At 64.1% G+C, this 24,441-nt stretch carries 26 protein-coding genes; 12 read left to right on the top strand and 14 right to left on the bottom strand.

Features of this window, described 5'->3' with window-relative positions; translation table 11 throughout:
• Together JWQ24_RS11595 and tcmP are read left to right on the top strand one after the other, a co-directional pair.
• A partial coding sequence (locus JWQ24_RS11595) for a transporter associated domain-containing protein (protein WP_299807766.1) occupies positions 1 to 402 on the top strand: 402 nt, incomplete at its 5' end.
• 148 nt (positions 403 to 550) lie between these two features.
• Positions 551 to 1,438: a three-Cys-motif partner protein TcmP gene (gene tcmP, locus JWQ24_RS11590; RefSeq protein ID WP_299807765.1), complete on the top strand. Its 888-nt coding sequence runs from the start codon at positions 551 to 553 to the stop codon at positions 1,436 to 1,438.
• On the opposite strand, the gene JWQ24_RS11585 is transcribed toward tcmP, so the two are convergent.
• Positions 1,408 to 2,160 (bottom strand): DUF5131 family protein, encoded by a 753-nt coding sequence (locus tag JWQ24_RS11585; RefSeq protein ID WP_299807763.1) that lies wholly within the window; start codon positions 2,158 to 2,160, stop codon positions 1,408 to 1,410. The genes tcmP and JWQ24_RS11585 overlap by 31 nt on opposite strands.
• Before the next feature lie 179 nt (positions 2,161 to 2,339).
• On the opposite strand from JWQ24_RS11585, the gene radA reads away from it, so the two are divergent.
• From radA to JWQ24_RS11560, 5 genes are all read left to right on the top strand, one after another.
• Positions 2,340 to 3,809 carry a DNA repair protein RadA gene (radA, locus tag JWQ24_RS11580; protein WP_299807761.1) on the top strand — a complete coding sequence of 490 codons (1,470 nt, stop codon included), beginning with the start codon at positions 2,340 to 2,342 and terminating at the stop codon, positions 3,807 to 3,809.
• Between the two features lie 170 nt (positions 3,810 to 3,979).
• Positions 3,980 to 4,612 (top strand): CvpA family protein, encoded by a 633-nt coding sequence (locus tag JWQ24_RS11575; protein ID WP_299807759.1) that lies wholly within the window; start codon positions 3,980 to 3,982, stop codon positions 4,610 to 4,612.
• Positions 4,613 to 4,724: 112 nt separating this feature from the next.
• Positions 4,725 to 6,188, top strand: a complete 1,464-nt coding sequence (gene purF, locus JWQ24_RS11570; protein ID WP_299807757.1) for an amidophosphoribosyltransferase — start codon at positions 4,725 to 4,727, stop codon at positions 6,186 to 6,188.
• Positions 6,189 to 6,351: 163 nt separating this feature from the next.
• On the top strand, positions 6,352 to 7,092 hold the full coding sequence (locus JWQ24_RS11565) for an SDR family NAD(P)-dependent oxidoreductase (RefSeq protein ID WP_299807755.1): 741 nt from the start codon (positions 6,352 to 6,354) through the stop codon (positions 7,090 to 7,092).
• A 101-nt stretch (positions 7,093 to 7,193) separates the two neighbouring features.
• A complete protein-coding gene (locus JWQ24_RS11560) occupies positions 7,194 to 8,345 on the top strand; it encodes a hypothetical protein (RefSeq protein ID WP_299807753.1) in 1,152 nt (383 codons plus the stop codon).
• A gap of 50 nt (positions 8,346 to 8,395) precedes the next feature.
• Here the strand turns inward: JWQ24_RS11560 and JWQ24_RS11555 are convergent, their stop codons facing one another.
• On the bottom strand, positions 8,396 to 9,448 hold the full coding sequence (locus JWQ24_RS11555) for an AraC family transcriptional regulator (RefSeq protein WP_299807751.1): 1,053 nt from the start codon (positions 9,446 to 9,448) through the stop codon (positions 8,396 to 8,398).
• 84 nt (positions 9,449 to 9,532) lie between these two features.
• Between JWQ24_RS11555 and JWQ24_RS11550 the strand changes: the two genes are divergently transcribed.
• Entirely contained in the window at positions 9,533 to 9,916 is a 384-nt protein-coding gene (locus tag JWQ24_RS11550; protein WP_299807749.1) for a hypothetical protein, read from the top strand.
• Positions 9,913 to 10,704, top strand: coding sequence for a methanethiol S-methyltransferase (gene mddA / locus JWQ24_RS11545; protein WP_299807747.1), 792 nt, complete (start codon positions 9,913 to 9,915; stop codon positions 10,702 to 10,704). Before JWQ24_RS11550 ends, mddA begins: the two co-directional genes overlap by 4 nt.
• A 539-nt stretch (positions 10,705 to 11,243) precedes the next feature.
• On the opposite strand, the gene der is transcribed toward mddA, so the two are convergent.
• From der to JWQ24_RS11520, 5 genes are all read right to left on the bottom strand, one after another.
• Complete coding sequence (gene der, locus JWQ24_RS11540; protein WP_299807745.1) at positions 11,244 to 12,632, bottom strand: ribosome biogenesis GTPase Der; 1,389 nt, start codon at positions 12,630 to 12,632, stop codon at positions 11,244 to 11,246.
• Positions 12,633 to 12,685: 53 nt separating this feature from the next.
• Complete coding sequence (locus JWQ24_RS11535) at positions 12,686 to 13,228, bottom strand: hypothetical protein (RefSeq protein ID WP_299807743.1); 543 nt, start codon at positions 13,226 to 13,228, stop codon at positions 12,686 to 12,688.
• A gap of 44 nt (positions 13,229 to 13,272) precedes the next feature.
• Positions 13,273 to 13,926, bottom strand: a complete 654-nt coding sequence (locus JWQ24_RS11530; RefSeq protein WP_299807741.1) for a tetratricopeptide repeat protein — start codon at positions 13,924 to 13,926, stop codon at positions 13,273 to 13,275.
• 164 nt (positions 13,927 to 14,090) lie between these two features.
• Positions 14,091 to 14,939 (bottom strand): 3-methyl-2-oxobutanoate hydroxymethyltransferase, encoded by an 849-nt coding sequence (panB, locus tag JWQ24_RS11525; protein ID WP_299807739.1) that lies wholly within the window; start codon positions 14,937 to 14,939, stop codon positions 14,091 to 14,093.
• A 2-nt stretch (positions 14,940 to 14,941) separates the two neighbouring features.
• Positions 14,942 to 15,526, bottom strand: coding sequence for an NnrU family protein (locus tag JWQ24_RS11520; protein WP_299807737.1), 585 nt, complete (start codon positions 15,524 to 15,526; stop codon positions 14,942 to 14,944).
• A gap of 145 nt (positions 15,527 to 15,671) precedes the next feature.
• Between JWQ24_RS11520 and JWQ24_RS11515 the strand changes: the two genes are divergently transcribed.
• A complete protein-coding gene (locus JWQ24_RS11515; RefSeq protein WP_299807735.1) occupies positions 15,672 to 16,628 on the top strand; it encodes a tripartite tricarboxylate transporter substrate binding protein in 957 nt (318 codons plus the stop codon).
• A gap of 6 nt (positions 16,629 to 16,634) precedes the next feature.
• Here the strand turns inward: JWQ24_RS11515 and JWQ24_RS11510 are convergent, their stop codons facing one another.
• Both JWQ24_RS11510 and JWQ24_RS11505 read right to left on the bottom strand, forming a co-directional pair.
• Positions 16,635 to 17,012 carry a hypothetical protein gene (locus JWQ24_RS11510; protein WP_299807733.1) on the bottom strand — a complete coding sequence of 126 codons (378 nt, stop codon included), beginning with the start codon at positions 17,010 to 17,012 and terminating at the stop codon, positions 16,635 to 16,637.
• A gap of 67 nt (positions 17,013 to 17,079) precedes the next feature.
• The gene (locus tag JWQ24_RS11505) at positions 17,080 to 17,676 is read right to left on the bottom strand and encodes a hypothetical protein (RefSeq protein WP_299807731.1); all 597 of its coding nucleotides are present in this window, start codon (positions 17,674 to 17,676) and stop codon (positions 17,080 to 17,082) included.
• Positions 17,677 to 17,784: 108 nt separating this feature from the next.
• Between JWQ24_RS11505 and JWQ24_RS11500 the strand changes: the two genes are divergently transcribed.
• Positions 17,785 to 18,243: an SRPBCC family protein gene (locus JWQ24_RS11500; RefSeq protein WP_299807729.1), complete on the top strand. Its 459-nt coding sequence runs from the start codon at positions 17,785 to 17,787 to the stop codon at positions 18,241 to 18,243.
• Positions 18,244 to 18,972: 729 nt separating this feature from the next.
• Here JWQ24_RS11500 and JWQ24_RS11495 read toward each other — a convergent pair.
• On the bottom strand, positions 18,973 to 20,592 hold the full coding sequence (locus JWQ24_RS11495; RefSeq protein WP_299807727.1) for a peptide chain release factor 3: 1,620 nt from the start codon (positions 20,590 to 20,592) through the stop codon (positions 18,973 to 18,975).
• 157 nt (positions 20,593 to 20,749) lie between these two features.
• Between JWQ24_RS11495 and sugE the strand changes: the two genes are divergently transcribed.
• Positions 20,750 to 21,064 carry a quaternary ammonium compound efflux SMR transporter SugE gene (sugE, locus tag JWQ24_RS11490; protein WP_299807725.1) on the top strand — a complete coding sequence of 105 codons (315 nt, stop codon included), beginning with the start codon at positions 20,750 to 20,752 and terminating at the stop codon, positions 21,062 to 21,064.
• On the opposite strand, the gene JWQ24_RS11485 is transcribed toward sugE, so the two are convergent.
• From JWQ24_RS11485 to JWQ24_RS11470, 4 genes are all read right to left on the bottom strand, one after another.
• Positions 21,061 to 22,074, bottom strand: a complete 1,014-nt coding sequence (locus JWQ24_RS11485; protein WP_299807724.1) for an inorganic phosphate transporter — start codon at positions 22,072 to 22,074, stop codon at positions 21,061 to 21,063. The two genes, sugE and JWQ24_RS11485, sit on opposite strands and share 4 nt — an antisense overlap.
• Before the next feature lie 15 nt (positions 22,075 to 22,089).
• On the bottom strand, positions 22,090 to 22,734 hold the full coding sequence (locus JWQ24_RS11480; protein WP_299807722.1) for a DUF47 domain-containing protein: 645 nt from the start codon (positions 22,732 to 22,734) through the stop codon (positions 22,090 to 22,092).
• Between the two features lie 197 nt (positions 22,735 to 22,931).
• A complete protein-coding gene (locus JWQ24_RS11475) occupies positions 22,932 to 23,897 on the bottom strand; it encodes a branched-chain amino acid ABC transporter permease (RefSeq protein WP_299807720.1) in 966 nt (321 codons plus the stop codon).
• A gap of 1 nt (position 23,898) precedes the next feature.
• Positions 23,899 to 24,441: branched-chain amino acid ABC transporter permease (locus JWQ24_RS11470; RefSeq protein ID WP_299807718.1), on the bottom strand; the 543-nt coding region annotated here is incomplete at its 5' end.

Genomic DNA, 24,441 nt, shown 5'->3' with positions numbered 1-24,441 from the left:
GATGTCATCGCGATCCTGCGCGACTCGCCGGTGCATATGGGCCTGGTCCACGACGAGTACGGCACCTTTCAGGGCGTGGTGACGAGCTTCGATATTCTGGAGGCGATCGTCGGCGCCTTTCACACCGAAGAAGGTCCCGCGGAGCCTGCCTTCGTGCAGCGCGATGACGGCTCCTATCTGATATCGGGCTGGATGCCCGCGGCCGAATTCGCCGCCCTGCTCGGCATCCCGCTGCCGGCGTCGCGGCCCTATCAGACCTTTGCCGGCTTCATGCTGCAGGAGTTCGGGACCATTCCGAACGTCGGCGACAAGATCGAAACCGGCGGCTGGCGGTTCGAGATTGTCGATCTGGACGGGCGGCGGATTGACAAGGTGCTCGCGTGTAAGGTGCAGGGGGCGTAAGGGCAACTTTGCCAATCGCCCGCGGTTGCCATTCCGTGCCATGTTAAGCTAGTTTGCAACCTAACGGCGATCAATCATCAATAGCTAACAACGCGATTTCTCCGTTTGCCCCAACTGCGTTGCGGCGCACACTTGTAGAGGCGCGGTGATGCCCATCGATCATGAGTTTGGTGACCAGCACACCGAGCTCAAGCTATCAATTGTTGAAAAATACCTGAAGTTCTTCACCACGGCACTTAGAGGTAAGTTCGAAGAACTTTGGTACATAGATGCCTTCGCGGGGACTGGCTCCCGCACTGTACGATACGAAGAACGTGCGGCTGGTCTGTTGGACGCTGGCGAGCCGGAAAGGGTCGAACGTCGGCGCGGCTCGGCTAGAATTGCTATCGATGTGAGACCGCCGTTCGATTTCATCGTCTTTATCGAAAGCAAGCCTTCATACGTAGCGGCCCTGCAGGAGTTGGCAGCGAATTATCCGAATCGACGAATTGCGGTCGTCAAAAATGATGCCAACGATGCGCTGAAATCTCTGGTCGCAGCAAATAATTGGCGCTCTACGCGTGCAGTTCTCTTTCTTGATCCCTATGGGATGCAACTGGAATGGTCCACGCTCGAGAAAGTGGCAGCAACCAAAGCGATCGACGTCTGGTTTCTGTTCTCACTGGCTGGTCTTTATCGACAAGCCACACGGGACTTGGCTGACATCGATCAGCACAAGCGTGCCGCCCTTACTAGAATGTTTGGATCTGATGCATGGGAGCAAGAGCTATATCCCAAAACGATGCGCGACGATTTATTTGAAGGAATCTCTGAGGAGCCGCGGCGGCGTTCGGCAGACGTGACTGGCCTGGAAGCCTATGCGAAGTCTCGACTAGAGGCGATTTTCGCGGCAGTGCTTAAGCCATTACCACTGCCTCTACACAAGAGGCCCCAGCGATTTTCGCTGTTCTTCTGCATATCCAATGATGATCCGAAGGCCATTGGCTTGGCAACCAAGATCGGCAATCACATACTCAAAGCGGGCAGTTCGTCATAGGTGCGGCCGCGCAACAGGCGCCCCGCAGCTTTCTTGTTCTTGCCGCCCCATTGCTTGAAGAAAAATGCCGTCCCAGTGCGGCGACACATCGCCTCAATCTCGTCGACCCATTCCGGCTTCATTTCGCGGGCACGCGGGCCACTCTCACCGCCGACGATAGCCCAATGGATGCCGGTCAAATCGCTGGCTGCAACTGACCCGATCAGCGGTTCTAAAGAAACAAACCGAATCGACGCGGGCACGCGCCGAAGCGCATCTAGCCGTCCGAGTACACGACCGTCCTCAACGCTGGCACCGAGCCAAACGTTTGGCAAAATTTCAAACGGCGCTTGCGACAGCACTTCCGCCATACGCTCAGGCCGCTTCGTGAGGATCTGATACGTGTGGCGTGGAGTTTCCCTCATCACCGCCCAAACACGAGCAATAAATTCAACCGGGACATCGTTGTGAAAAAGATCGGACATCGAGTTGACGAAGACCTTGCGCGGTTTGGACCAAGCGCGTGGGGAATCGAGCGATTTCTCGTCCAATCGAATTTTCCCCGTCCAAACCGCCCTGCGCCCGCTTTTTCGAGTGAGCCCGCGGTACTTCTCGGTGCCCATCGCCTCTAACCTGGCCGCCATCCGCATGGCGTAGCAATTCGTGCAGCCTGCGGTCAGAACCGTGCACCCCGCCACAGGATTCCAAGTCGCATCAGTCCACTCGATCGATGTTTCGGCCATGAAATTCCCTCAACTACCGATAGAATCTCAAGAAAGTGGTTAGATTTAGTTACCCGAATTTGCTGTCTCCTCGGGTGAGGCTTCCTTCAGTCCCGCGCCAAGCGAGTTTTTTGTCGCGAACCGATTATTAATCGGTTATAGAACAAAATAAGAACAATCCCCAGCCGGCTTCCTTCCCCATGGCCAAATCCACCCTCTCCTTCGTCTGCCAGAACTGCGGCGCGGCGTTTAACCGCTGGCAGGGCAAGTGCGAATCCTGCGGCGAGTGGAACACGCTGGCCGAGGAGGATACGACCGGCGCCACTTCGATGCCGGTCTCGATCCGCAGCAAGCGCAGGGGCCGGCTGTTCACGCTGGAGACGCTGACCGGCAAGAGCCAGGAGGCGCCGCGGCTGTCCTCCGGCATGGTCGAGCTCGATCGCGTCACCGGCGGCGGGTTTGTGCGGGGATCGGTGCTGCTGGTCGGCGGCGATCCCGGCATCGGCAAGTCGACGCTGTTGACGCAGGCGACCTCGCTGATGGCGCGGGCCGGCCACCGCGTGGTCTATATTTCCGGCGAAGAGGCGGTGGCGCAGGTGCGGCTGCGCGCCGAGCGGCTGGGCTTGGCCGACGCGCCGGTGCAGCTCGCCGCCGAAACCTCGGTCGAGGACATCGTCTCCACGCTGTCCGAGGGCGCGGTGCCGCGCCTGATCGTGATCGATTCGATCCAGACCATGTGGACCGACACAGTGGAATCCGCGCCGGGCACGGTGACGCAGGTGCGCGCCTCCGCGCAGGCGCTGATCAGATTTGCAAAGAAGTCCGGGGCGGCGATCATTCTGGTCGGACATGTCACCAAGGACGGCCAGATCGCCGGCCCCCGCGTGGTCGAGCACATGGTCGATGCCGTGATGTCGTTCGAGGGCGAGGGTTCGCAGCAGTTCCGCATTTTGCGCGCGGTGAAGAACCGCTTCGGGCCGACCGACGAGATCGGCGTGTTCGAGATGACCGGTTTGGGCCTGCGCGAAGTCTCCAATCCCTCGGAACTGTTCCTGTCGGATCGCGATCTCGGCTCGCCGGGCACCGCGGTGTTCGCCGGCATGGAGGGCACCCGCCCCGTGCTGGTCGAATTGCAGGCGTTGGTTGCGCCAACCACTCTGGGCACGCCGCGCCGCGCCGTGGTCGGCTGGGATTCCAACCGGCTGTCAATGGTGCTGGCGGTGCTGGAGGCGCATTGCGGCGTCAAGCTGTCCGGCTACGACGTCTATTTCAACGTTGCCGGCGGCCTGCGCATCAACGAGCCGGCCGCCGATCTCGCCGCCGCTGCCGCGCTGGTGTCATCGCTGTGCAACGCGCCGCTTCCGACCGATGCGGTATATTTCGGCGAAATCTCGCTGTCCGGCGCGGTCCGCCCGGTGTCGCTGACCTCGGCGCGGCTGAAGGAAGCCGCCAAGCTCGGCTTTGCCCGTGCGGTGCTGCCGGAATCGGCGCGCGGCGGCGACGCCGGCGGCGATGCCGGGCTGACGCTCGGCACCGTCGGCGGCCTGACCACGCTGGTGGCGGATATCGCCGCGCGCGGCGTCAAGCCGACCCGCGATAACGGCAACAGCAAAAGCACAGCGGCGGAGAAAAGCGCCGCCCCGGCCCGTTTCAAACGTCAGGACGGCTGAAGCGGCGTGACGTTCGCTGCGCCCGCCGCTATAGCCAGAGGGAACATTGCTGTGGTGGGCGCAGGGTTTGCTGTTTTCTGCCCCCGCCGGACGTGCCATATCACCGTCACGCGAACCGGCCGCCATCCGCCGATTCGCCGTAGAGATCACCGAGCGGACCCGACCAGCCGATGCCGATAACGATTCTCGATCTTGTCCTGCTCGGGGTCATGCTGATCTCCGGTCTGCTCGCGATGGTCCGCGGCTTCATGCGCGAGATTCTGTCGATCGCGGCCTGGGGCGCGGCCGCCGTGGTCACGCTGTTCGCGTTCCAGAAGCTGCTGCCTTCCGCCAAGACCTACATTGCCAATGATACCGTCGCCACCATCGCGGTGATCGCCGGCGTGTTCATCGGCACCTTGATCGTGGTCTCGATCATCACGGTACGTATCTCCGACATGATCCTCGATTCGCGCATCGGCGCGCTGGATCGCACGCTCGGCTTCCTGTTTGGCCTCGCGCGCGGTCTGTTGATCGTGGTCGTCGCCTTCCTGTTCTTCAGCTGGCTTGTTCCCGACAAGCAGCGTCCGGACTGGGTCACCGCCGCGAAATCGCGCGTGGTGCTTGAATCCACCGGCAATTGGCTGATGGCGCTCTTGCCGGATGACCCCGAGAACACCATCTTGAAGAGATTCAAGAAGAACAAGCCCGATGAGGACGCCACCGACGCCGAGCCGGCTGCACCGGCCACGGGCGATGGCTATTCCAAGCCGGTACGCGACAGCCTTAAAAAGCTGATCGATGGTAAACCTGCCACAAAGTAATTGTGGTTATAGGTCTATCCAGTTTTCTTGCCAGTTTTCTTGCGACCGAGAGGCGATGAACCCAATGCAAAGCCCTTCCCACGACGCAGTAAAACCGGACCTCGAAACTGACATGACACACAACTTCCGCGATCCCGACGTGGATGGCGACATGCTGCGCGAGAAGTGCGGCGTGTTCGGGATTTACAATCATCCGGACGCCGCAGCGATCACCGCGCTCGGGCTTCACGCCCTGCAGCATCGCGGCCAGGAAGCCGCCGGCATCGTCGCCTTCGATGGCAAGCGGTTCCATAGCGAACGCCGCCTCGGCCTGGTCGGCGATACCTTCTCCCGCCGCGAAGTGATCGATCGCCTGCCCGGCACCGCCGCGGTCGGCCACACCCGCTATTCCACGACCGGCGAAACCATTCTGCGCAACGTGCAGCCGCTGTTCGCCGAACTGAATGCCGGTGGCTTCGCGGTCGCCCATAACGGCAACCTCACCAACGGCCTGACGCTGCGCCGCGAGCTGGTGCGCAACGGCGCCATGATGCAGTCGACCACCGACACCGAAGTGATCCTGCACCTCGTCGCGCATTCCAAGCGCAACAGTTTCATCGACCGCTACATCGAGGCGCTGCGTGCCATCGAGGGCGCCTATGCGCTGGTGTCGCTGACCAACAAGAAGCTGGTCGGCGCCCGCGATCCGCTCGGTATCCGCCCGCTGGTGCTCGGCGATCTCGACGGCTCGCCGATCCTCGCGTCGGAAACCTGCGCGCTCGACATCATCGGCGCCAAATACATCCGCGACATCGAGCCCGGTGAAGTCATCGTGTTCGACGACCACGGCGTACAGAGCCACAAGCCGTTCGCGCCGGTGCCGCCGCGCCCCTGCATCTTCGAATACATCTACTTCGCCCGTCCCGACTCGATCGTCGGCGGCCGTTCGGTCTATGACACCCGCAAGGCGATGGGCGCGCAGCTCGCGCGCGAGACCCATGTCGAGGCCGATGTGATCGTGCCGGTGCCGGATTCCGGCGTGCCCGCGGCGATCGGCTATTCCCGCGAGTCCGGCATCCCGTTCGAACTCGGCATTATCCGCAACCACTATGTCGGCCGCACCTTCATCCAGCCAACCCAGAGCGTGCGCGAACTCGGCGTGCGCATGAAGCATTCGGCGAACCGCGCGGCAATCGAAGGCAAGCGCATCGTGCTGATCGACGACAGCCTGGTGCGCGGCACTACCTCGAAGAAGATCGTCAAGATGATGCGCGACGCCGGCGCCAAGGAAGTCCACTTCCGCATCGCCTCGCCGCCGATCACCCACCCCGATTATTACGGCATCGATACGCCGGACCGTTCCGGCCTGCTCGCCGCGACGCATACGCTCGAAGAAATGTGCGAACTGATCGGCGCGGACTCGCTGGCCTTCATGTCGGTCGACGGCATCTACCGCGCGATGGGCGAACCCGGCCGCAACCCCGCGATGCCGAAATTCGCCGACCACTGCTTCACCGGCGATTACCCGACCCCGCTCACCGACATGCACGAGATCGAAGCTCCCCGGCAGCTCTCGCTATTGGCAGAGGCGAGTTGAACAAGACCTCTCGGGTGTCGTCCCCGCGAAAGCGGGGACCCATGGCCTCGATTCGTTTTGAGACGCGCAAGATTAGACACGCACGCTTTTCCACATCATAACTCTCCGCGCTTATGGATCCCCGCTTTCGCGGGGACGACCACCGAGAGTTACGAGTCCGCCCATGCCCCTTCCCCTCGCCTCCCGCATCGCTCTCGTCACCGGCGCCTCGCGCGGCCTTGGCCATGCCACAGCGCTCGCGCTCGCCAAAGCCGGCGCGCACATCGTGGCCGTGGCGCGCACGCAGGGCGGACTTGAAGAGCTCGACGACGCGATCCGTGCCATCGGCGGCAGCGCCACGCTGGTGCCGCTCAACCTCACCGACCTCGACGGCATTGCGCGGCTGGGCGCCGCGCTCAACGATCGCCACGGCAAGCTCGACATCCTGGTCGGCAATGCGGGCATCGCGGGTCCCTCGTCGCCGCTCGGCCATATCGAGATGAAGCCGTGGAGCGAGGTGATGGCGGTCAACGTCGCCGCCAACTTCCAGCTGATCCGCTGCATGGAGCCGCTGCTCCGGCAGTCCGACGCCGGCCGCGCGGTGTTCGTCACCTCCGGCAGCGCCAGCAAGGCGCCGGCCTATCGCGGCCCCTACGCCGTCTCCAAGGCTGCGCTCGACGCGCTGGTGCGCGTCTGGGCGGCGGAGACCGCGACCACGCCGATCCGCGCCAACCTGTTCAGCCCCGGCCCGGTCCGTACCCACATGCGCGCCATCGTGATGCCCGGCGAAGATCCCGACACACTGCCGACGCCCGGGGAGGTCGCGGAATTCATCGTGCCGATGTGTTCGCCTGACTGGACCGAGACCGGCCGGCTGTACGACTACGCATCACGCCGCGTGCTGAGCTACCAGCCGCCGGTGTAAGCGACCGCGCGCAGGTAGTGCGCCGCACGATTGACTCGCCCTCCCGCCGGTACTTCACTCGCCTGCAAGCGGGAAACCCGCAACGAGTCAGGGAGACAACCATGAAGCAGGCGTCGCGGCGTGTGCAGTTGTTCGGAGTAATCGTCGGCAACCTTCTCGCCTGGTCGGTCATCGCCATCACGGCGCTCGCCCTGCTCTCCTTCACTCCCGCCCGCGCAACCGACATTCCGCGTTTCGAGGTCGAGGCGTCGTGGCCGAAGCCGCTGCCGAACAACTGGATCCTCGGCCAGGTCGGCGGCATCACGGTGGATGCGCAGGGCCATATCTGGGTGATCCACCGGCCTCGCTCGCTGACAGAGGACGAGAACGGCGCCGGGCTCACACCGCCGCGCTCAAAGTGCTGCGTCTCGGCACCGCCCGTGCTGGAATTCGATTCCGACGGCAATCTGCTGCGCTCCTGGGGCGGCGCTGGTGCGGGTTACACCTGGGTCGGCCGCGAGCACGGCATCGAGGTCGATGAGAAGGGCTTTGTCTGGGTCGGCGGCAACCTCGACAACGACAATGCGATTCTGAAATTCACCCTCGACGGCAAGTTCGTGATGCAGATCGGCACGATCGGGCCGAGCAAGGGCAGCAACGACACCACGCAACTCGGCAAGCCCGCCGAGACCGCGATCGACAAGGAAGCCAACGAGATCTACGTCGCCGACGGCTACGGCAACCGCCGCGTCATCGTGTTCGACGCCACCAGCGGCGCCTACAAGCGACACTGGGGCGCCTATGGCAAACCACCGAACGACGACAAGCAGGCGGCGTATGATCCGAAGGCGCCGGTGGCGCAACAGTTCGGCAATCCCGTGCATTGCGTGAAGATCGCGCAGGACGGCCTGGTCTATGTCTGCGACCGCATCAACAACCGCGTCCAGGTGTTCAAGAAGGACGGCACGTTCGTGAAGGAGTGGTTCTTCGAAAAGAACACGCTCGGCAACGGCGCGGTGTGGGATCTCGCCCTGTGGCCCGATCCGAAGCAGACGTGGCTGCTGACGGCGGACGGCGAGAACAACGAAATCCGCATCCTCAACCGCGACGACGGCAAGGTGGTCGGCAGCTTCGGTCGCAACGGCCGCAATGCCGGCCAGTTCCACTGGATTCACGCCATGGCGATCGACGCGAAGGGCAACGTCTATACGGCGGAGGTCGATACGGCCAAGCGGATCCAGAAATTCAAACTGGTATCGGATGCGCTGAAGTAGCGGAAATCTTCGGCCGTCAGCGCGTTCGACGTGCGTGCGCCGCGGCCCTATCAGCGCGAAGATGACTCCTGACGCATCGGCCTGGGGTATGGCTGCGCCGACCGCGCGCCATCCCGCCAGCGGCCCGGCGCTATTCCGGTGACGCGCTTGAACGCGCGATTGAAGGCGGCTTCGGAGTCATAGCCGACATCGTTGGCGATGACGGCCAGGCCATCGGTGCCCATTCGCATGCGCTCCGCCGCCAGTTGCATCCGCCAACTGGTCACATATTCGATCGGAGTCTGGCCCAGCACCTCGTTGAACCGTTCGGCCAGCACCGTGCGCGACGTGCCGACCTCGCGCGCCAGATCGTGGACGGTCCAGCGTCGGCCGGGATTGCCGTGCACATGCCACATGGCCCGTCCGAGCATGGGATCGTTCAGCGCCGCGAACCAACCATGGGCACTTTCCGGCAAACCGGCCGCGTAGCGGCGCAACACCTCGACGAACAGCAACTCCATCAGGCGGCCGAGCATGATTTCGCTGCCGGGCGTGGCATCGGTCGTCAGTGAGAGAATTTCGCGCACGGTCGTGGTGAGGAGCGCGCTGACCTTGTCGTCGCCGGTGCGGTCGATCAGCAGCGGCGGCAGGGTGCGAAACACAGGCGAATAAAGCAACTCCGAGGATTCGATGAAGCCGCAAACCATGCGGGTCTCCGGCCCGCCGCCGCCGTGTGTGATGTTCCACATTCCCGATAATGGACCGGCCCGCACCAGATCCAGTGCCGACCCCAACTCGCCGCCCTGACCTTTGGAAAAGGTATGCGCGTCGGCGAACGGCATCAGCAGAACGTCGCCGGCGCGAATGGTTTCCCGCTGGCCGCTGGCCAGTTCAACCGTGCATTCCCCGGCCGAGATGAGATGGAAAATGCTGACATGGCGCAAATGGGCCATCGGCGTGCGTTCGTCGAAATGCCGGGGGCTGATGAGACCGAATGGCTCGGTCAGGCTGGCGCTGAGAAATACCGCTCCGCTGAGCCGTATCGAGCGCAGCATTTCCGCGAGCACATCCCCGCCAGGATCGACATCCGGTGTCGCTGCAAATGATTGCGGTGTCTCGATCATGCGAGGTCCTGAACCTCCGATCAACCTCCGCAGCCTGACAAGTGCGGTCACGCCGCAGCAACGAACGTAGCGTTGGAGAGTGTCATGATTAAGGAATGGCTGGCCCGGACGGCCGACCGGAGTTTCGGGTTCATCGCGACCGTGCTGATGCGGCGGGCCATCGCACCGCTTCTGCGCATCGACGAGGCTTCCCTGCACGAGGCCGGTCTTTCGCGTGCCGCTCTGGCCAGCTTCCTGGCATCGCCGCTCAACACCGACCCCGGGCATTTCTTTGCCGAGCGTATCGAGCGGCAGGAACAAACGGTCTCTGGCGCCACTGCGGTGCACAACACTGTTCCGCCACGGACCGTCGCGTCCGAACTCTTTCTCAACGGCCAACCGGATGCGCGAGACGGTCCGTCGCCACGGCGCGGCAACCGGCAATCATCGTCGAAATCGACACTAAATCTAGCAAAGGAAACGCCATGACCCGCATCTTTGCGCTTCTCTATGGACTCGCTTCTTACCTGGTCTTCTTCCCAACCATTCTGTACGCCATCGGCTTCGTCGACGGGATGGTGGTACCAAAAGACATCAACGCCGGTACGCCAGTGCCTTGGCCCGAGGCCGTGGTGGTCAATCTCGTGCTGATGTCGCTGTTCGCCATCCAGCACAGCGTGATGGCACGGAAATCGTTCAAGCAATGGTGGACGCAATACGTCTCGCCTTCGATCGAGCGCAGCACCTACGTGCTGCTGGCGAGTCTCGTTTTGCTGCTGCTGTTCTGGCAATGGCGGCCGATGCCGGCTGTGATCTGGCAGATCGGAAATCCACCGATCGCGATGGCCGTCACCGCACTGTCATTGCTAGGCTGGGTGATCGTATTCACCAGCACGTTTCTGATCAACCATTTCGAGTTGTTCGGCGTGCAGCAGGTGATCGACAACTTCGCCGGACGGGACGCGGCGGCACCGCGATTTCGCACGCCGTTCTACTACAACTTCGTGCGGCACCCGATCTATCTCGGCTTCATCATCGCCTTCTGGGCGACGCCGATGATGACCGTAGGTCACCTGCTGTTCGCGGCGGTCACCACGGCTTACATCTTCGTCGGCATTTTCCTGGAAGAGCGCGACCTGGTGGATCTGTTCGGCGACGACTACCGCCGCTACCGGGATCGCGTGGCGATGATCTTGCCGTGGCGGCGGGCGGTCGGGCCGGCGCGACCGGGCCTCGACAGCGGCGATCGCCCGGCGGGCGGAATGCAGGCTCGCTGATCGCGCGCCACTTCACGATGCCACGACGCGTCGGGCGCGCCGTGGCATTCGATCAGCCGCAGAGAAAGGGCTGCCATGCACGCGCTCCCGCAGCGACGTGATCGAGCCCAAATCAAGGTCCTCGGACCAAACGCATCCATTGACGGCATCGAGCAGCGACTTCGATGTCTAGGTTCGGAGCATTGACATGTGGAAAGCAACGATCACGGTCGTAATGGCGACGATCGGAATTTTCGCCATCGCCCTGGCCGCGACCGTCATGCTGATCGAAGCATCCGCAGTCGAACCTTCGGCGATCCGCGACGATCCCGTGCCCGGGCGCTGTCGCCCGCACGACAACCGCATTTCGTCGCCGGCGGAGTCGCTGCGGGAGAAAATCTCGGCGATGCCGGAAGCTCACCATCGTCGTCACCCTGTGGTGCTCACCCACAGGGTGAGCCTCGAAGGATGCGGCCACGAGCGCATGCGGTGCACCCTTCAAGGCCGTCGCTTCGCGGCGGCGCCTCAGGATGACGGTCGGGTGTGTGGCGGCGAAGAAACTACCTTGTCGGGCGCTTGCGCTTGTGGGCGAACGGGTTGGCCTTTTCGCGCAGCGTGATGCGGACCGGGGTGCCCGGCAGGTCGAAGAAGGTGCGCATCGAATTGACGAGATAGCGCAAGTACGATTCCGGCACCGCGTCGGCGCGCGAGCAGAATACGATGAAGCTCGGCGGCCGCGCCTTGGCCTGCGTCGCATAGTTCAACTTGAGGCGGCGGCCCGACACGGCCGGCGGCGGGTTGGCATCGACCGCCTGCTCGAACCAGCGGTTCAGCGATGCGGTCGGCACGCGCCGGTTCCAGACCGAATAGGATTCCTCGATCGCCTTCATCAGCTTGTCGATCCCCTCGCCCATCAGGCCGGAGATCGCCACGATCGGCACGCCCTTGACCTGCGGCAGCAGGTGATCGACGTCGGTTCTGAGGTCGTTGACCAGATTGGCCTTCTGACCCATCAGGTCCCACTTGTTCACCGCCACCACCAGAGCGCGGCCTTCGCGCTCGATCAGGTTGGCGATGCGCAGATCCTGTTCCTCGAACTTGGTCTGCGAATCCATCATCAGCACGACGACTTCGGCGAAGCGGATCGCGCGCAGCGCATCCGCCACCGACAGCTTCTCCAGCTTCTCCTCGATCCGCGAGCGGCGGCGCAGCCCGGCGGTATCGAAGATGCGGAATTCGCGGCCCTTGTGGTTGACCTCGACGGAAATCGAATCGCGGGTGGTGCCGGCCTCGGCCGAGGTCAGCAGCCGCTCTTCGCCCAGCAGGTAATTGATCGTGGTCGACTTGCCGGCATTGGGCCGGCCAACGATGGCGACGCGGATCGGGCGCTTGGCGATATCTTCTTCGGACTCGATGATGTCGTCATCATCGAAGTCCTCCACGTCCGCAGGCGGCTCCGGCATGATGTCGCGCAGGCTGTCGTAGAGGTCGGACAGGCCCTCGCCGTGCTCGGCGGAGATCTGGATCGGTTCGCCCAGGCCGAGTGCGTAGGATTCCATCGCGCCGACTTCGCCGTGGCGGCCTTCGGACTTGTTGGCGACCAGCACCACCGGCTTGTTGGCGCGGCGCGCGAAATCGGCGAAGGCACGGTCGTTCGGCGTCAGGCCTGCGCGGGCGTCGATCACGAACAGCAGCATGTCAGCGAGTTCAATCGCGGTCTCGGTCTGCTCCTGCATCCGCGCCGTCAGCGAGCCCTTCGGGCCCTCATCGAGGCCCGCGGTGTCGATCAGCGTGAATTCGAGGTCGCCGAGCTTGCCGGCGCCCTCGCGACGGTCGCGGGTAACCCCCGGCGTGTCATCGACAAGTGCGAGCTTCTGTCCGACCAGACGGTTGAACAGCGTGGATTTGCCGACGTTGGGTCGACCGATAATGGCAATGGTGAAAGACATGGTGTTCCGTGCGCCCTTTAGCGGACGCATGTCAATGCCGGAAAGCGGCGATCTTAGCGGGTGAAGGTGCCGGAAGGTACCGGTGCCGGGAAGGGCGAAGTCGATGGCGGCTGGGCCGGTGCGGCCTGCGGTGCCGGGGCGGTGGAGGTTTCGGCCGGCGGCGCCGTGGTGCGGCGGCGGACGATCTTGCGGCCCTTCGGCTCGGCCGGCACGGCGGCAGCCGCGCCCTCCTCGGCCGCTTCGGGCTCGGCCGCCGGCGCCGAATTGCGGACAGCACCGACATTGACCCGCGCCTTGGACTTGCGGCCCTTCGGCTCCGCTGCCGGTGGCGCGGCAGCGGCGGCCGCAGCAGCCGCCGCTTCGTCGCGCTGCTGCTGCTCGACATTGCCCTTGTAGAGTTCTTTCGGCACGCCCTGCTGCAGGCCGGGGACGCCCTCGGGGAATACCGGCTTGCGGTCGCCGGGCAGCTTCTTCTTGGTGTCCAGGAAGTCGAGCATGTCCGAGGGATCCCAGCCGGTCATGCTGCCGCAGCCGGTCAGCGCGCCGGACAGCGCGATCAGGACGGCGGCGGATACGAGGCGTTGCACAGGGCGCATGGACGGCTTCTCACTCAACTCGGTTTTGCAGGATCGGCTTTTGGTCAGCTTTTGGCGGCCGGCGGCAGCAGCGCCTGCAGCGCCTCGGCGCGGGTGCGCAGTGTCGCCGGGGTCTCCCCGTCATTGGCGATCATGTCGAGCCACTGTCGTGTCGCCGCGGCGTTGTTGGCGCGCCAGGCGGACAGCGCCAGCAATTCGCGCGCGGAATGGCGGTAGGTTCCGGTGTTGGTGGTCGCCGGCTCCAGCCGGGCCAGCAGCGCGTCGTAGGGCGCGGTATCGACCAGCAGGCCGGCGGCGCGGATTCGCGCCAGATCCTGCTCGACGGCCGGCACGGCGCGGTCGGCGATGATGTCGTCATACATCTTCACGGCCGCCTGCGGATCGCGCGACACAGCCTCGGAGGCGGCGCGCAGCCGCGCCAGGGTGCGGTAGCCCGCAGGGGCCTCCGCGGCCAGCTTGGTGAAAGCGGCTTCCGACTCGGCATGCTTGTTCTGTTCGGAAAGGTCGGCAGCGCGGTCAAAAGCCGCACCGGCCTCGGCGGCCTTCTTTGCCTCGAGATAGGAGTAGCCGCGCCAGCCGCCGACGCCGACCACGACCAGAATCGCGATGGCGATGATCAACAGGGAATAGCGATCCCACAGCTTCTTGAGCTGTTCGCGGCGCAGGTCTTCGTCAACTTCACTAAATAATTCAGACACTTGAGAAATATCCCGTCCCCGATTAACCGCGCTCAACCCCAGCGGCGCCCGGAATCTGATCCATGGCATGGCGGCGGCGATACCCTAGCGTTATGGCGACCGCAAGGCAAAGCGAGCCGCATCAAGACGTTAAGGCGGCAAGTTCGCCTTGCCTCACCCGGCCCTCAGGCCTTCGGCTTGACGTTGTAGACGTGTTCCGGGCCGGGAAAGGCACGCGAGCGGACTTCGGTAGCGTAGCCTTCGATCGCGGCTTCGATCATCGGGCCGAGATTGCCGAAGCGCTTGACGAATTTCGGCACCCGCGCCGACAGGCCGAGCATGTCTTCGAGCACCAGCACCTGACCATCGCAGGCGGCCGACGCGCCGATGCCGATGGTCGGGATCGCAATGGTCTCTGTGATTTTTCGCGCCAAAGGCTCAGCCACGGCCTCGACGACGACGGAGAACGCGCCGGCCTGCGCCACCGCAATCGCGTCGTTCTGGATCGGCCCACCGGCGTTTTCCCCCCGCGCGAGAGCCTCGGCCTCGGCGCGGCCCTGCGAGCGGAACGAGCCGAGCGTGTTGATCGATTGCGGTGTGAGCCCGATGTGGCCCATCACCGGAATGCCGCGCGTGGTGAGGAATTCGATGGTCTCTGCCATCCGCACGCCGCCTTCCAGCTTCACCGCGCCGCAATGCGTCTCCTTCATGATCCGCACCGCCGACAGGAACGCCTGCTCCTTCGACGCCTCATAGGAGCCGAACGGCATGTCGACCACGACCAGCGCCGCTTGCGAGCCGCGCATCACCGCGCGGCCCTGCAGGATCATCATCTCGAGCGTGACGGGGATCGTGGTCTCGAAGCCGTGCATCACGTTGCCCAGGGAGTCGCCGACCAGAATGACGTCGCAATAGCGATCGACCAGCGCCGCCGTATGCGCGTGATACGAGGTCAGCATCACGATCGGTTCGCCGTTCTTGCGCGCAAAGATATCCGGCGCGGTCTTGCGCCTCGTCGCTGACTGTACGGACATGTTCAGGCTCCAAAAACCGGAACGCCGATCACCACGGGGTGGAAGGCGAAACCAAGCGCAAGATAAGCGACGATACCCACCGCCACCGCGATCGCGTCATTGCCAATACCGCCGACCGGGATCGGCGGGCCACCGGCATCGGCGCGGTGCTTCAGCGAGATGCGGTCGACCACCGCCCAGCCCAGCAACGAGCCGAACAGGATGATCGAACCGAGATCGCCATTGGAAAGCAGATGCGCGAGGGCCCATAGCTTCACGGCGGTCAGCATCGGATGTTTCACGACCCGATAGATGCCGCCGCGGATATAGGCGGCGACCAGCAGGATCACCGCCGGCAGCATCAGGGCCACGGTGATGTGGCGCATCATTTTGGGCGGATACCAGACGTCGATCCAGCCGGTGGCGCGGTAGGTCGCAAAGCCCCAGACGATCAGCGCCAGCCCGACCACGGCCACCAGCGCAAAGCCGAGCTTGTACAGGCTCTCGCCATGCTGCGCGATCAGCCGCGCGCGAACCTCGCGTCTGGTGGAAACGAGGTGCACGCCGATAAACAGCACCAGGCCGAGAATCATCCCGCTCAATCCCACCGACCTGCTCCCTGTGCGCGGGGCATTTGCCCGCCCCGCAATTCCAATTATGGTCCGCGCCAGTTCAGCCCGCGCTGTCGCTTCGGGTATCACTTTTCAAGGGATGGACGCAATGCTCAGGGAACAGCGCAGATCGGCGCGAACAATGGCGCTCGCGCTGACGCTGCTATGGCTGCCGCACACAGCCACCGCACAGCAGGCGATCTGGCCACCGAAACTGGTGCGGCTGATCGTGCCGTTCGGCGCCGGCTCGTCGCCGGACATCGTCGGCCGCGTGGTCGCCGACAGCCTGCAGGCAAGGCATCCCGGCACCAGCTTCGTGGTCGAGAACAAGCCGGGCGCGTCCGGCAATATCGGCACCGACGCCATCGCCAAGGCGGCCCCCGACGGCGGCACCATCGGCATTTCGCTGGGCGGCCCGCTGGCCATCAACACGCTGCTGTTCGCGAAGCTGCCGTACAACCCCGACACCGACCTCGCGCCGATCACGCTGCTGACGCAGCTGCCGAGCGTGCTGGCGGTGCCGACCTCGCTGGGCGTCAGCTCCATCGCGGAATTCCTGGCCAGGGCGAAGGCCGACAAGGCCGGCCTCGCTTACGGCTCGATCGGCGTGGGCTCGCTGTCGCAGCTTTGCATGGAGGCGATCGCGCAAAAGGCCGGCGCCGGCATGGTGCACATCCCCTACCCCTCGTCGCCCGCCGCGACCACCGCGCTGATCCGCAGCGACGTGCAGGTCGCCTGCCTGCCGGCGATCGGCGTCACGCCGCAATTATCCTCCGGCACGGTCAGGCTGCTCGCCGTCACCACCGCGCAGCGCTCGCCTTTCCTGCCAGACGTGCCAACGCTGAAGGAAAGCGGCATCGACGTGCAGTCCGACGCCTGGAACGCGCTGGTCGGTCCCGGCGGATTGTCGAAGGAGATGGTAGCCAGCATCAACGCCGAGGTGACACAGACGCTCACCGAACCCGCCGTGATCGAGCGCCTGAAACTGCAGCTCATCACGCCGGCGCCGTCCACGCCCGACGAATTGCGCAAGCGCATGAGCGACGAGAAGGCGCTGTGGGCCGACGTGATCAAGGCCGCGAAGATCAGGATCGAGTGAGCGCCGTTACACGAACCTGCAGCTTCGCTCCGCCTGCGCCATGCCGATGAGCGACGTCACGGAGACGCTGTAGCTGTTCGCGGCCGGCGTCTGGCCCCGTGCAGCGAAGACGAGAATGCCGCGATCCCGGACCGTCTCCCTGGCGTTGTTGATGCTGACGTTGACCGCGCACGAAATCTTGCGGTCGCAGTTGTTCTCGTAATCCAGCTTGAACGCGTACGTCCCGCTGCTCTCCCAATAGCCGACATATTTGTCGGTGACGCAGGCCCTGGCTTCCTCGGTCCAGTTGTCGGCCTCCGGCCACAACAGCCACACGCTGCCGCCCGCAATGAGACCTACGGCGCCCACGGCCGTGGCGATCGTCAGGAATTTACGTTTCGGCATCGTTGCCTCCGGAGTGGTTGCCCTTTCGTCGCGTTGATAAGCGAGGCCGTTCACGCCGGAGGTCACCTCACGGATTTTGGCTCACGTTCCGATTATCGACATAGCGGATCATGATCGGCCGCCCGGCGATGGCGGCGGCGAACCCTTTGGTCAGCTTCAACGGCAGGCAGCCGCCGAGCGAGTCGCCGATCGCCTTGAGGTAGGCGTCGCGCGCCTCCTTCGGCGCGTCACGGGAGGCAAACGTCAGGCGCGGCGGCGCAATCGCCGCCCCCGATGTGCGGAACGAAAACATCACCGACATCTGCATGCCCGCACGCGCCGCGTCCCCTGCCGGCGGCGACCAGCACGACCGAAGCGCCGCGAACAGATCGCCGATGGTGTCGAGGTCGTGGTCGGGCTTGCGATAGCGATCCTTCTGGTCGTCGGCAGGCGCGCTCATCACCGTAAGCTGCAGGTTCTGCCCGATCGGATAATTGATCTCCGGAATACACGGCCCGTGATCGAGCACGCTGCAGGTCGACGGCGTGCACGGCTCGCCGTCCAGCACGCTGCACGGCGCATGCGAGAACGGCGTCGGATCGGCGGGACGGCGCGAGCGCGCGTCAGCGCTGCCGGCGGACGCCAGCACGATCACCACCAGCCATGACAGCAACGTGCCTTTCACCGGAACCACCTTTGCAAATGCTTGCCCGGGTGAAATGATGCGCCGGTCTGGCGTCATCAAGATCAAGACGGTTCACAACCGCACGAGCAGACCGGGGGAACACCAGCCATGACCAGCAGCTCTGCACCGACGCATCCGTTCGAGCGCAGCCACTCCATCGTGATCGCCGCGCCCGCCGATGCGGTGTTCGATTACGTGACCAATCCGAAATCCTGGCCGGAATGGCTGCCCTCCTCGCATCAGATCGACTGCGACGACCGCCCGATGCGCTTCGGCGACACTTTTCACGAGCACTGGAGCACGCGCAGCGGCCCGGTCAATCTCGACTGGCTGGTGATCGCCTGCGAGCCGCCGCGGCTGTGGATCGGCCTGACGCAGACGCCGTTCATGGGACCGATCGTGGTGCAATATATCTGCGAGCCGACCGAGGGCGGCACCAAATTCATCCGCACCATGCGCAACCCGGCGCGGCCGAAACCGCCGACGGCGGAGATGGTCGCGCGGATGGACGAGGAAGCGGTGCTCGGGCTGGGGAATATCAAGCGGAAGGTGGAAGACCGGGCGTAGAACAGCCCGCCGTCGCAAAGCAGGTCGTGCCCGGACGCCACGGCATCTCCGCGACAGCTTCCCGGCTAAGCTTGGTGCAAAATTCTTCGTCCGGCGCCTTGACCAAAATCCTAATGGATTATAGTCTCCACTCGTCCTGCTCACGAGGGGCGCTTCTAGAGGCGTTCGTGAAGTGGAGCGGGATGCGGCGCCTGCGCGCGGGGTTCGCACCCTCGCGTCCGGGAGGCCGGGGGTTCGCCGTCCGGGCCTACTACGAGGCTCTGCCGCTGAGCGGCTGGACGCGGATCAGGCGAAGGCCGGCGAAAGCTGGCCGGATCAGCAGGCCCGATGGGCCCGCACCTGATCCCGGAAGTATGGCGCCCTGGCCCAAAATCGCCGCGATGGCGCGCCGGAAGGCGACGCGCGGTTCGGCTTTGGCCCTCGCACGGCGAAAGCGGATCGCGATTGACGACCCCCGCGCCTGCCGGCGCGCCATTCCCCTCGGTTTTCGAGGGGCAAACTTTCCGGACAACCCGGGCTCATCGAGCCTAGGGAACAAGGGAGTGTGGCTGCTTGAAAAACGCAATTCCGGTTTTCGTGTCCCAGACGCGCCGCAGCGCGGAGCGTTGCCGCGCAGAGCGCTATCGCGCGGAGCCGGGACCGTCGCGGACTCCGGCGTTTGGCAAGGCCCCGGCGCTGCGAAGCAACACTGCGCGTTGCATCGCGTCCGGGGAACGGAAGCAACCTGCCTCACACCTTGCGCTTCACGTCCTTGATATCCGAGAACACGATGCCTTCGGCGCGTTCCTTGGTGTAGTTCAGATAGAAGTCGTTCTTCGCCAGGAACACCGGATCGCCGTCGACGTCATCCGCAACGCCGGAATTGTTGGCGGTCATGAAGGTGTCGAGCTGCTTCGCATTGTCGCTGGAGATCCAGCGCGCCAGCGAGAATTCCGACACTTCGAAACTCACCGGCAACTGGTATTCGGCATCGAGCCGCGCCTTCAGAACGTCGAGCTGCAACGGACCGACCACGCCGACGAGCGCCGGCGCGCCGTCGCGCGGGCGAAACACCTGCACGACGCCCTCTTCCGACATCTGCTGCAGCGCTTCTTTCAGCTTCTTGGCCTTCATCGCGTCGCCCAGCCGCACGCGGCGGACGATTTCCGGCGCGAACGACGGCACGCCGATGAAGGTGAGATCCTCGCCGTCGGTCAGCGTATCACCGATCCGCAGCGTGCCGTGATTGGGAATGCCGACGACGTCGCCGGCATAGGCTTCATCCGCCAGCGCGCGATCCTGCGCGAAGAAGAACTGCGGGCTCGTGAGCGACATGTTCTTGCCGGTGCGCACCAGCTTGGCCTTCATGCCCCGCGTCAGCTTGCCCGAGCAGAGCCGCGCAAACGCGATGCGGTCGCGGTGGTTGGGGTCCATGTTCGCCTGGATCTTGAACACGAAGGCGGACATGCGCAGTTCGTCGGCCTCGACCTTGCGCAGATTGGCCTCCTGCGCGCGCGGCGGCGGCGCGAACTGGCCGAGCCCCTGCAGGAGATCGCCGACGCCGAAATTGCGCAGCGCCGAGCCGAAATAGACCGGCGTCATGTGGCCCTCGCGGAACGCCTGCAGGTCGAACGGCTTGGAGGCTTCCTTGACCAGCGCCAGTTCCTCAAGCGTCTCGCTGACGTCGAGCGTGGGATGGCGCGCGGCGAGGTCGGCGACCTCGATCTTCTCGGCCGCTCCGGTCTTGGCGCCGCCGCCTTCGAGCAGGCGGATGCCGCCGGTGTGAATGTCGTAGGTGCCGAGGAAGTCGCGGCCGCGGCCAACCGGCCAGGTCATCGGCGTGGTGTCGAGCGCCAGCGTCTTCTCGATCTCGTCGAGGAGATCGAAGGTGTCGCGGCTCTCGCGGTCCATCTTGTTGATGAAGGTGATGATCGGAATATCGCGCAAGCGACAGACCTCGATCAGCTTCAGCGTCCGCGCCTCGATGCCCTTGGCGGCGTCGATCACCATGACCGCGGAATCGACCGCGGTCAGCGTGCGGTAGGTGTCTTCGGAGAAGTCTTCATGGCCCGGCGTATCCAGCAGGTTGAAGACGAGGTCCTGGAACTCGAACGTCATCACCGAGGTGACGACGGAGATGCCGCGGTCGCGTTCGATCTTCATCCAGTCGGAGCGCGTAGAACGGCGCTCGCCCTTGGCGCGGACCTGACCGGCCAGGTTGATGGCGCCGCCGAACAGCAACAGCTTTTCGGTCAGCGTGGTCTTGCCGGCGTCAGGATGCGAGATGATCGCAAAGGTGCGACGGCGCGCGACCTCGGCGGCAAAGGTGGACGGCGCGGGCGAGTCGATGGGAACAGCAATGTCGGACATGACGTGCCTGTGGCAGGGAAACCCGGCGCAATCAAGGGGATTTGCGCCGTAATGTCACGGTTGCGAAGCGGTTCGACCGGGCACACATATGGGAAAGGGAGGACGACCTTCCGGTTCCCATCGTTCGCAGGACGGCCTGCTTGTTTCGGAGGCCGTCATGGCGTGGTTGCTGTTGTTTCTCGCGGGTTTGCTCGAAATCGGCTGGGCCGTCGGGCTGAAATATACCGAAGGCTTCACCCGCCTCATCCCCTCGATCCTGACCCTGACCAGCATGACCGCGTCAGTCGGTATGCTGGCTCTGGCCTTGAAAACGCTGCCGATGGGCACAGCCTATGCGGTCTGGACCGGCATTGGCGCGGTCGGCACCGCGATCCTCGGCATCATCCTTTTCGGCGATCCCTCGAGCTTCGCCCGGATCGCCTGCATCGGCCTGATCGTGGCCGGCATCGCCGGGCTCAAGCTGGTAAGCTAAAAGGGAACGTGCAGCAGCTGCACGGCCCAGTAGGATGCCGCGGCGACGATAGCCGAGGCCGGGATCGTGATCACCCAGGCGTAGACGATCGAACTGGCAACGTTCCAGCGCACGGCGGAGACGCGCCGTGCGGCGCCGACGCCGACGATGGCGCCGGTAATCGTGTGTGTGGTCGAAACCGGCACGCCGAGGAACGTCGCCATGAACAGCGTGGCCGCGCCGCCGGTCTCGGCGCAGAAACCCTGCATCGGGGTCAGCTTGGTGATGCGCAGCCCCATGGTGCGGACGATGCGCCAGCCGCCCATCAGCGTGCCCAGCGCCATCGCGGCCTGACACGACAGCACTACCCAGAACGGCACCGAGAATTCGGTGCCGAGATGGCCCTGCGAATACAGCAGTACCGCGATGATCCCCATCGTCTTCTGCGCGTCATTGCCGCCGTGGCCGAGCGAATACAGCGAGGCCGAGACGAATTGCAGGATGCGAAAGGCGCGATCGACCGCGAACGGCGTCGAGCGCACCGAGGCCCACGACACGATCGCGGTCAGAACCAGCGCCAGCAAAAATCCCACCAGCGGCGACAGCACGATCGCCAGCAGGGCCATCGACAGGCCCTTCCATTCGGCGGCGGCAAAGCCGGCTTTGGCAAGGCCAGCGCCCAGCAGGCCGCCGATCAGCGCATGCGAGGAGCTCGACGGAATCCCCAGCGCCCAGGTGATCAGGTTCCAGACGATCGCCCCCATCAGCGCGCCGAAAATCACGGAAGCGTCGATCACATGGGGATCGATGATCCCGGTCCCGATGGTGTTGGCGACGTGCAGCCCGAACACCGAGAATGCCACGAAATTGAAGAACGCCGCCCACAACACCGCATATTGTGGGCGCAGCACGCGGGTCGAGACGATGGTGGCAATCGAATTGGCGGCGTCGTGCAACCCGTTGAGGAAGTCGAACAACAGCGCGATGGCAATGAGGCCGATCAGGACCGGAAGAGCGAGCGTGGCGTCCACTGTGCGGCCCCTGCCCTAGACTTGTTCGATGACGATGCTGTTGATCTCGTTCGCGACGTCGTCGAAACGGTCAGCCACCTTCTCCAGATGCTTGTAGATCTCGGCGCCGACGATGAAATCCATGGTGTTGGCTTCGCGGTGCTTGAGAAACAGCTCCTTGAGCCCGATGTCGTGCAGATCGTCGACGCGGCCTTCGAGCTTGCCGACTTCCTCGGTGATGGCGGTCAGCAAGCCGACGTTATCGCCGATGTTCTGCATCAGCGGCAGCGCCCGGCCGACCAGGTTGGCGCATTCGACCAGCAGCGTGCCGATCTCGCGCATCGGCGGCTCGAAGGTGCGCACCTCGAACAGGATCACGGCCTTGGCGGTCTGCTGCATCTGGTCGATCGCGTCATCGAGCGCGGTGATCAGGTTCTTGATGTCGACGCGGTCGAACGGGGTGATGAAGGTGCGGCGCACCGCGGTCAGCACCTCCCGGGTGATGGCGTCGGCGTCATTCTCGAACTGGTTGACGCGTTGGCAATACACCGGCGTCTCGTCGCCGCCGCGCAGCATGCCCTGCAGCGCCTCGGCGCCCAGCACGACGGTCGCGGAATGGCGGGAAAACAGGTCGAAGAAGCGTTCTTCGCGCGGCAAAAACGTCCGGAACCAGCGCAGCATTGTCTTGATCCAATTTGCTTCAAATGCAGCGCGCAATGCCGCATCGGCACCCGCTGTCACACGGTTGTCATAAAGCATTTTGGATCAAGCGGGGCAAATCGGCGGAGCCGGGGCGCGGCTTCATCCACCGCTTTGTAGGACTCCTGCCCCCGGCTCTGCGGAGCGGCACAAGATGCCGCGCCGCGTCCGGGACAAGCTTACAGCGAGCGCTTGAAGTAATGCGCGATCTCGCCGATCACGCCGCGGCGGAAGGTCAGCACGCAGACCACGAAGATTACACCCTGGATTACCGTCACCCACTGGCCGAAGCCGGCGAGATACTGCTGCATGGCAATAATGACGAAGGCGCCGATGACCGGGCCGAACAAGGTGCCGAGGCCGCCGACCAGCGTGATCAGCACGATCTCGCCGGACATCGACCAGTGCCCGTCGGTGAGCGAGGCGTTCTGCGCCACGAACACCTTCAACGAGCCGGCAAAGCCTGCCAGCGTGCCGGACAGGATGTAGGCCAGCAGCTTGTACTGGTCGGTCTTGTAGCCCAGCGAGATGGCGCGCGGCTCGTTCTCGCGGATCGCCTTCAGCACCTCGCCGAACGGCGAGTTGATGGCGCGGTAGATCAGCAGGAAGCCAAGCAGGAAGCCGACCATGATCACGTAATACAGCGTCGTCGAGTTCGCGAGGTTGAAGATGCCGAACAGCTTGCCCTGCGGGATGCCCTGGATGCCGTCTTCGCCGTGGGTGAACGGCGTCTGCAGGTAGACGAAGTACAACAGCTGCGACAGCGCCAGCGTGATCATCGCGAAATAGATGCCCTGGCGGCGAATCGCGATCAGGCCGGTGAGGACGGCGAGCGCGGCGGCGCCGACCGTTCCGACGATGATGCCGAGCTCCGGCGACAGGCCCCAGACTTTCAGCGCGTGCGCGGTGAAGTAGCCGGCGGTGCCCAGGAACATCGCGTGGCCGAACGACAGCAACCCGCCATAGCCGATCAGCAGGTTGAAGGCACAGGCCAGCAGCGCGAAGCACAGAGCCTGCATCACGAAGAACGGATAGATCCCGGTGAACGGCACGATGGCCAGCAGCACGGTCATCAGGGCGAAAGCGATCATCGCATCGTTGATGCGACGCGGCTGCGAAATGGCGTTTTCAGTAATCGTCGTCATATCAGGCCGCCCGTCCCGTCAGTCCAGAAGGTTTCACCAGCAACACCAGCACCATCAGCACGAAGACGACGGTGTTGGAGGCCTCGGGGTAGAAATACTTGGTCAGGCCTTCGACGATGCCGAGCGCAAAACCGGTGATGATCGAGCCCATGATCGAGCCCATGCCGCCGATTACGACGACGGCGAACACCACGATGATCAGGTCGGCGCCCATCAGCGGCCGCACCTGGTTGATCGGCGCCGACAATACGCCAGCGAGCGCGGCGAGGCCGACGCCGAGGCCGTAAGTGAGCGTGATCATGCGCGGCACGTTGATGCCAAAGGCGCGCACCAATGTCGGATTTTCCGTGGCGGCGCGCAAATTGGCCCCCAGCCGCGTCCGCTCGATCAGATACCAGGTGAGCAGGCACACCACGAGGGAGAAGATGACCACCCAGCCGCGATAGATCGGCAGATACATGAAGCCGAGGTTCATGCCGCCCTTGAGTTCATCCGGGATCGAATAGGGCAGACCGGAGGAGCCGAAATAATTCTGAAAGACGCC

The sequence above is a fragment of the Tardiphaga sp. genome (genome assembly GCF_028290495.1).
Lineage (GTDB): Bacteria > Pseudomonadota > Alphaproteobacteria > Rhizobiales > Xanthobacteraceae > Tardiphaga.
The sequence above is the reverse complement of the archived record's forward strand: the minus strand, read 5'-3'. Positions and strand labels throughout refer to the sequence as shown.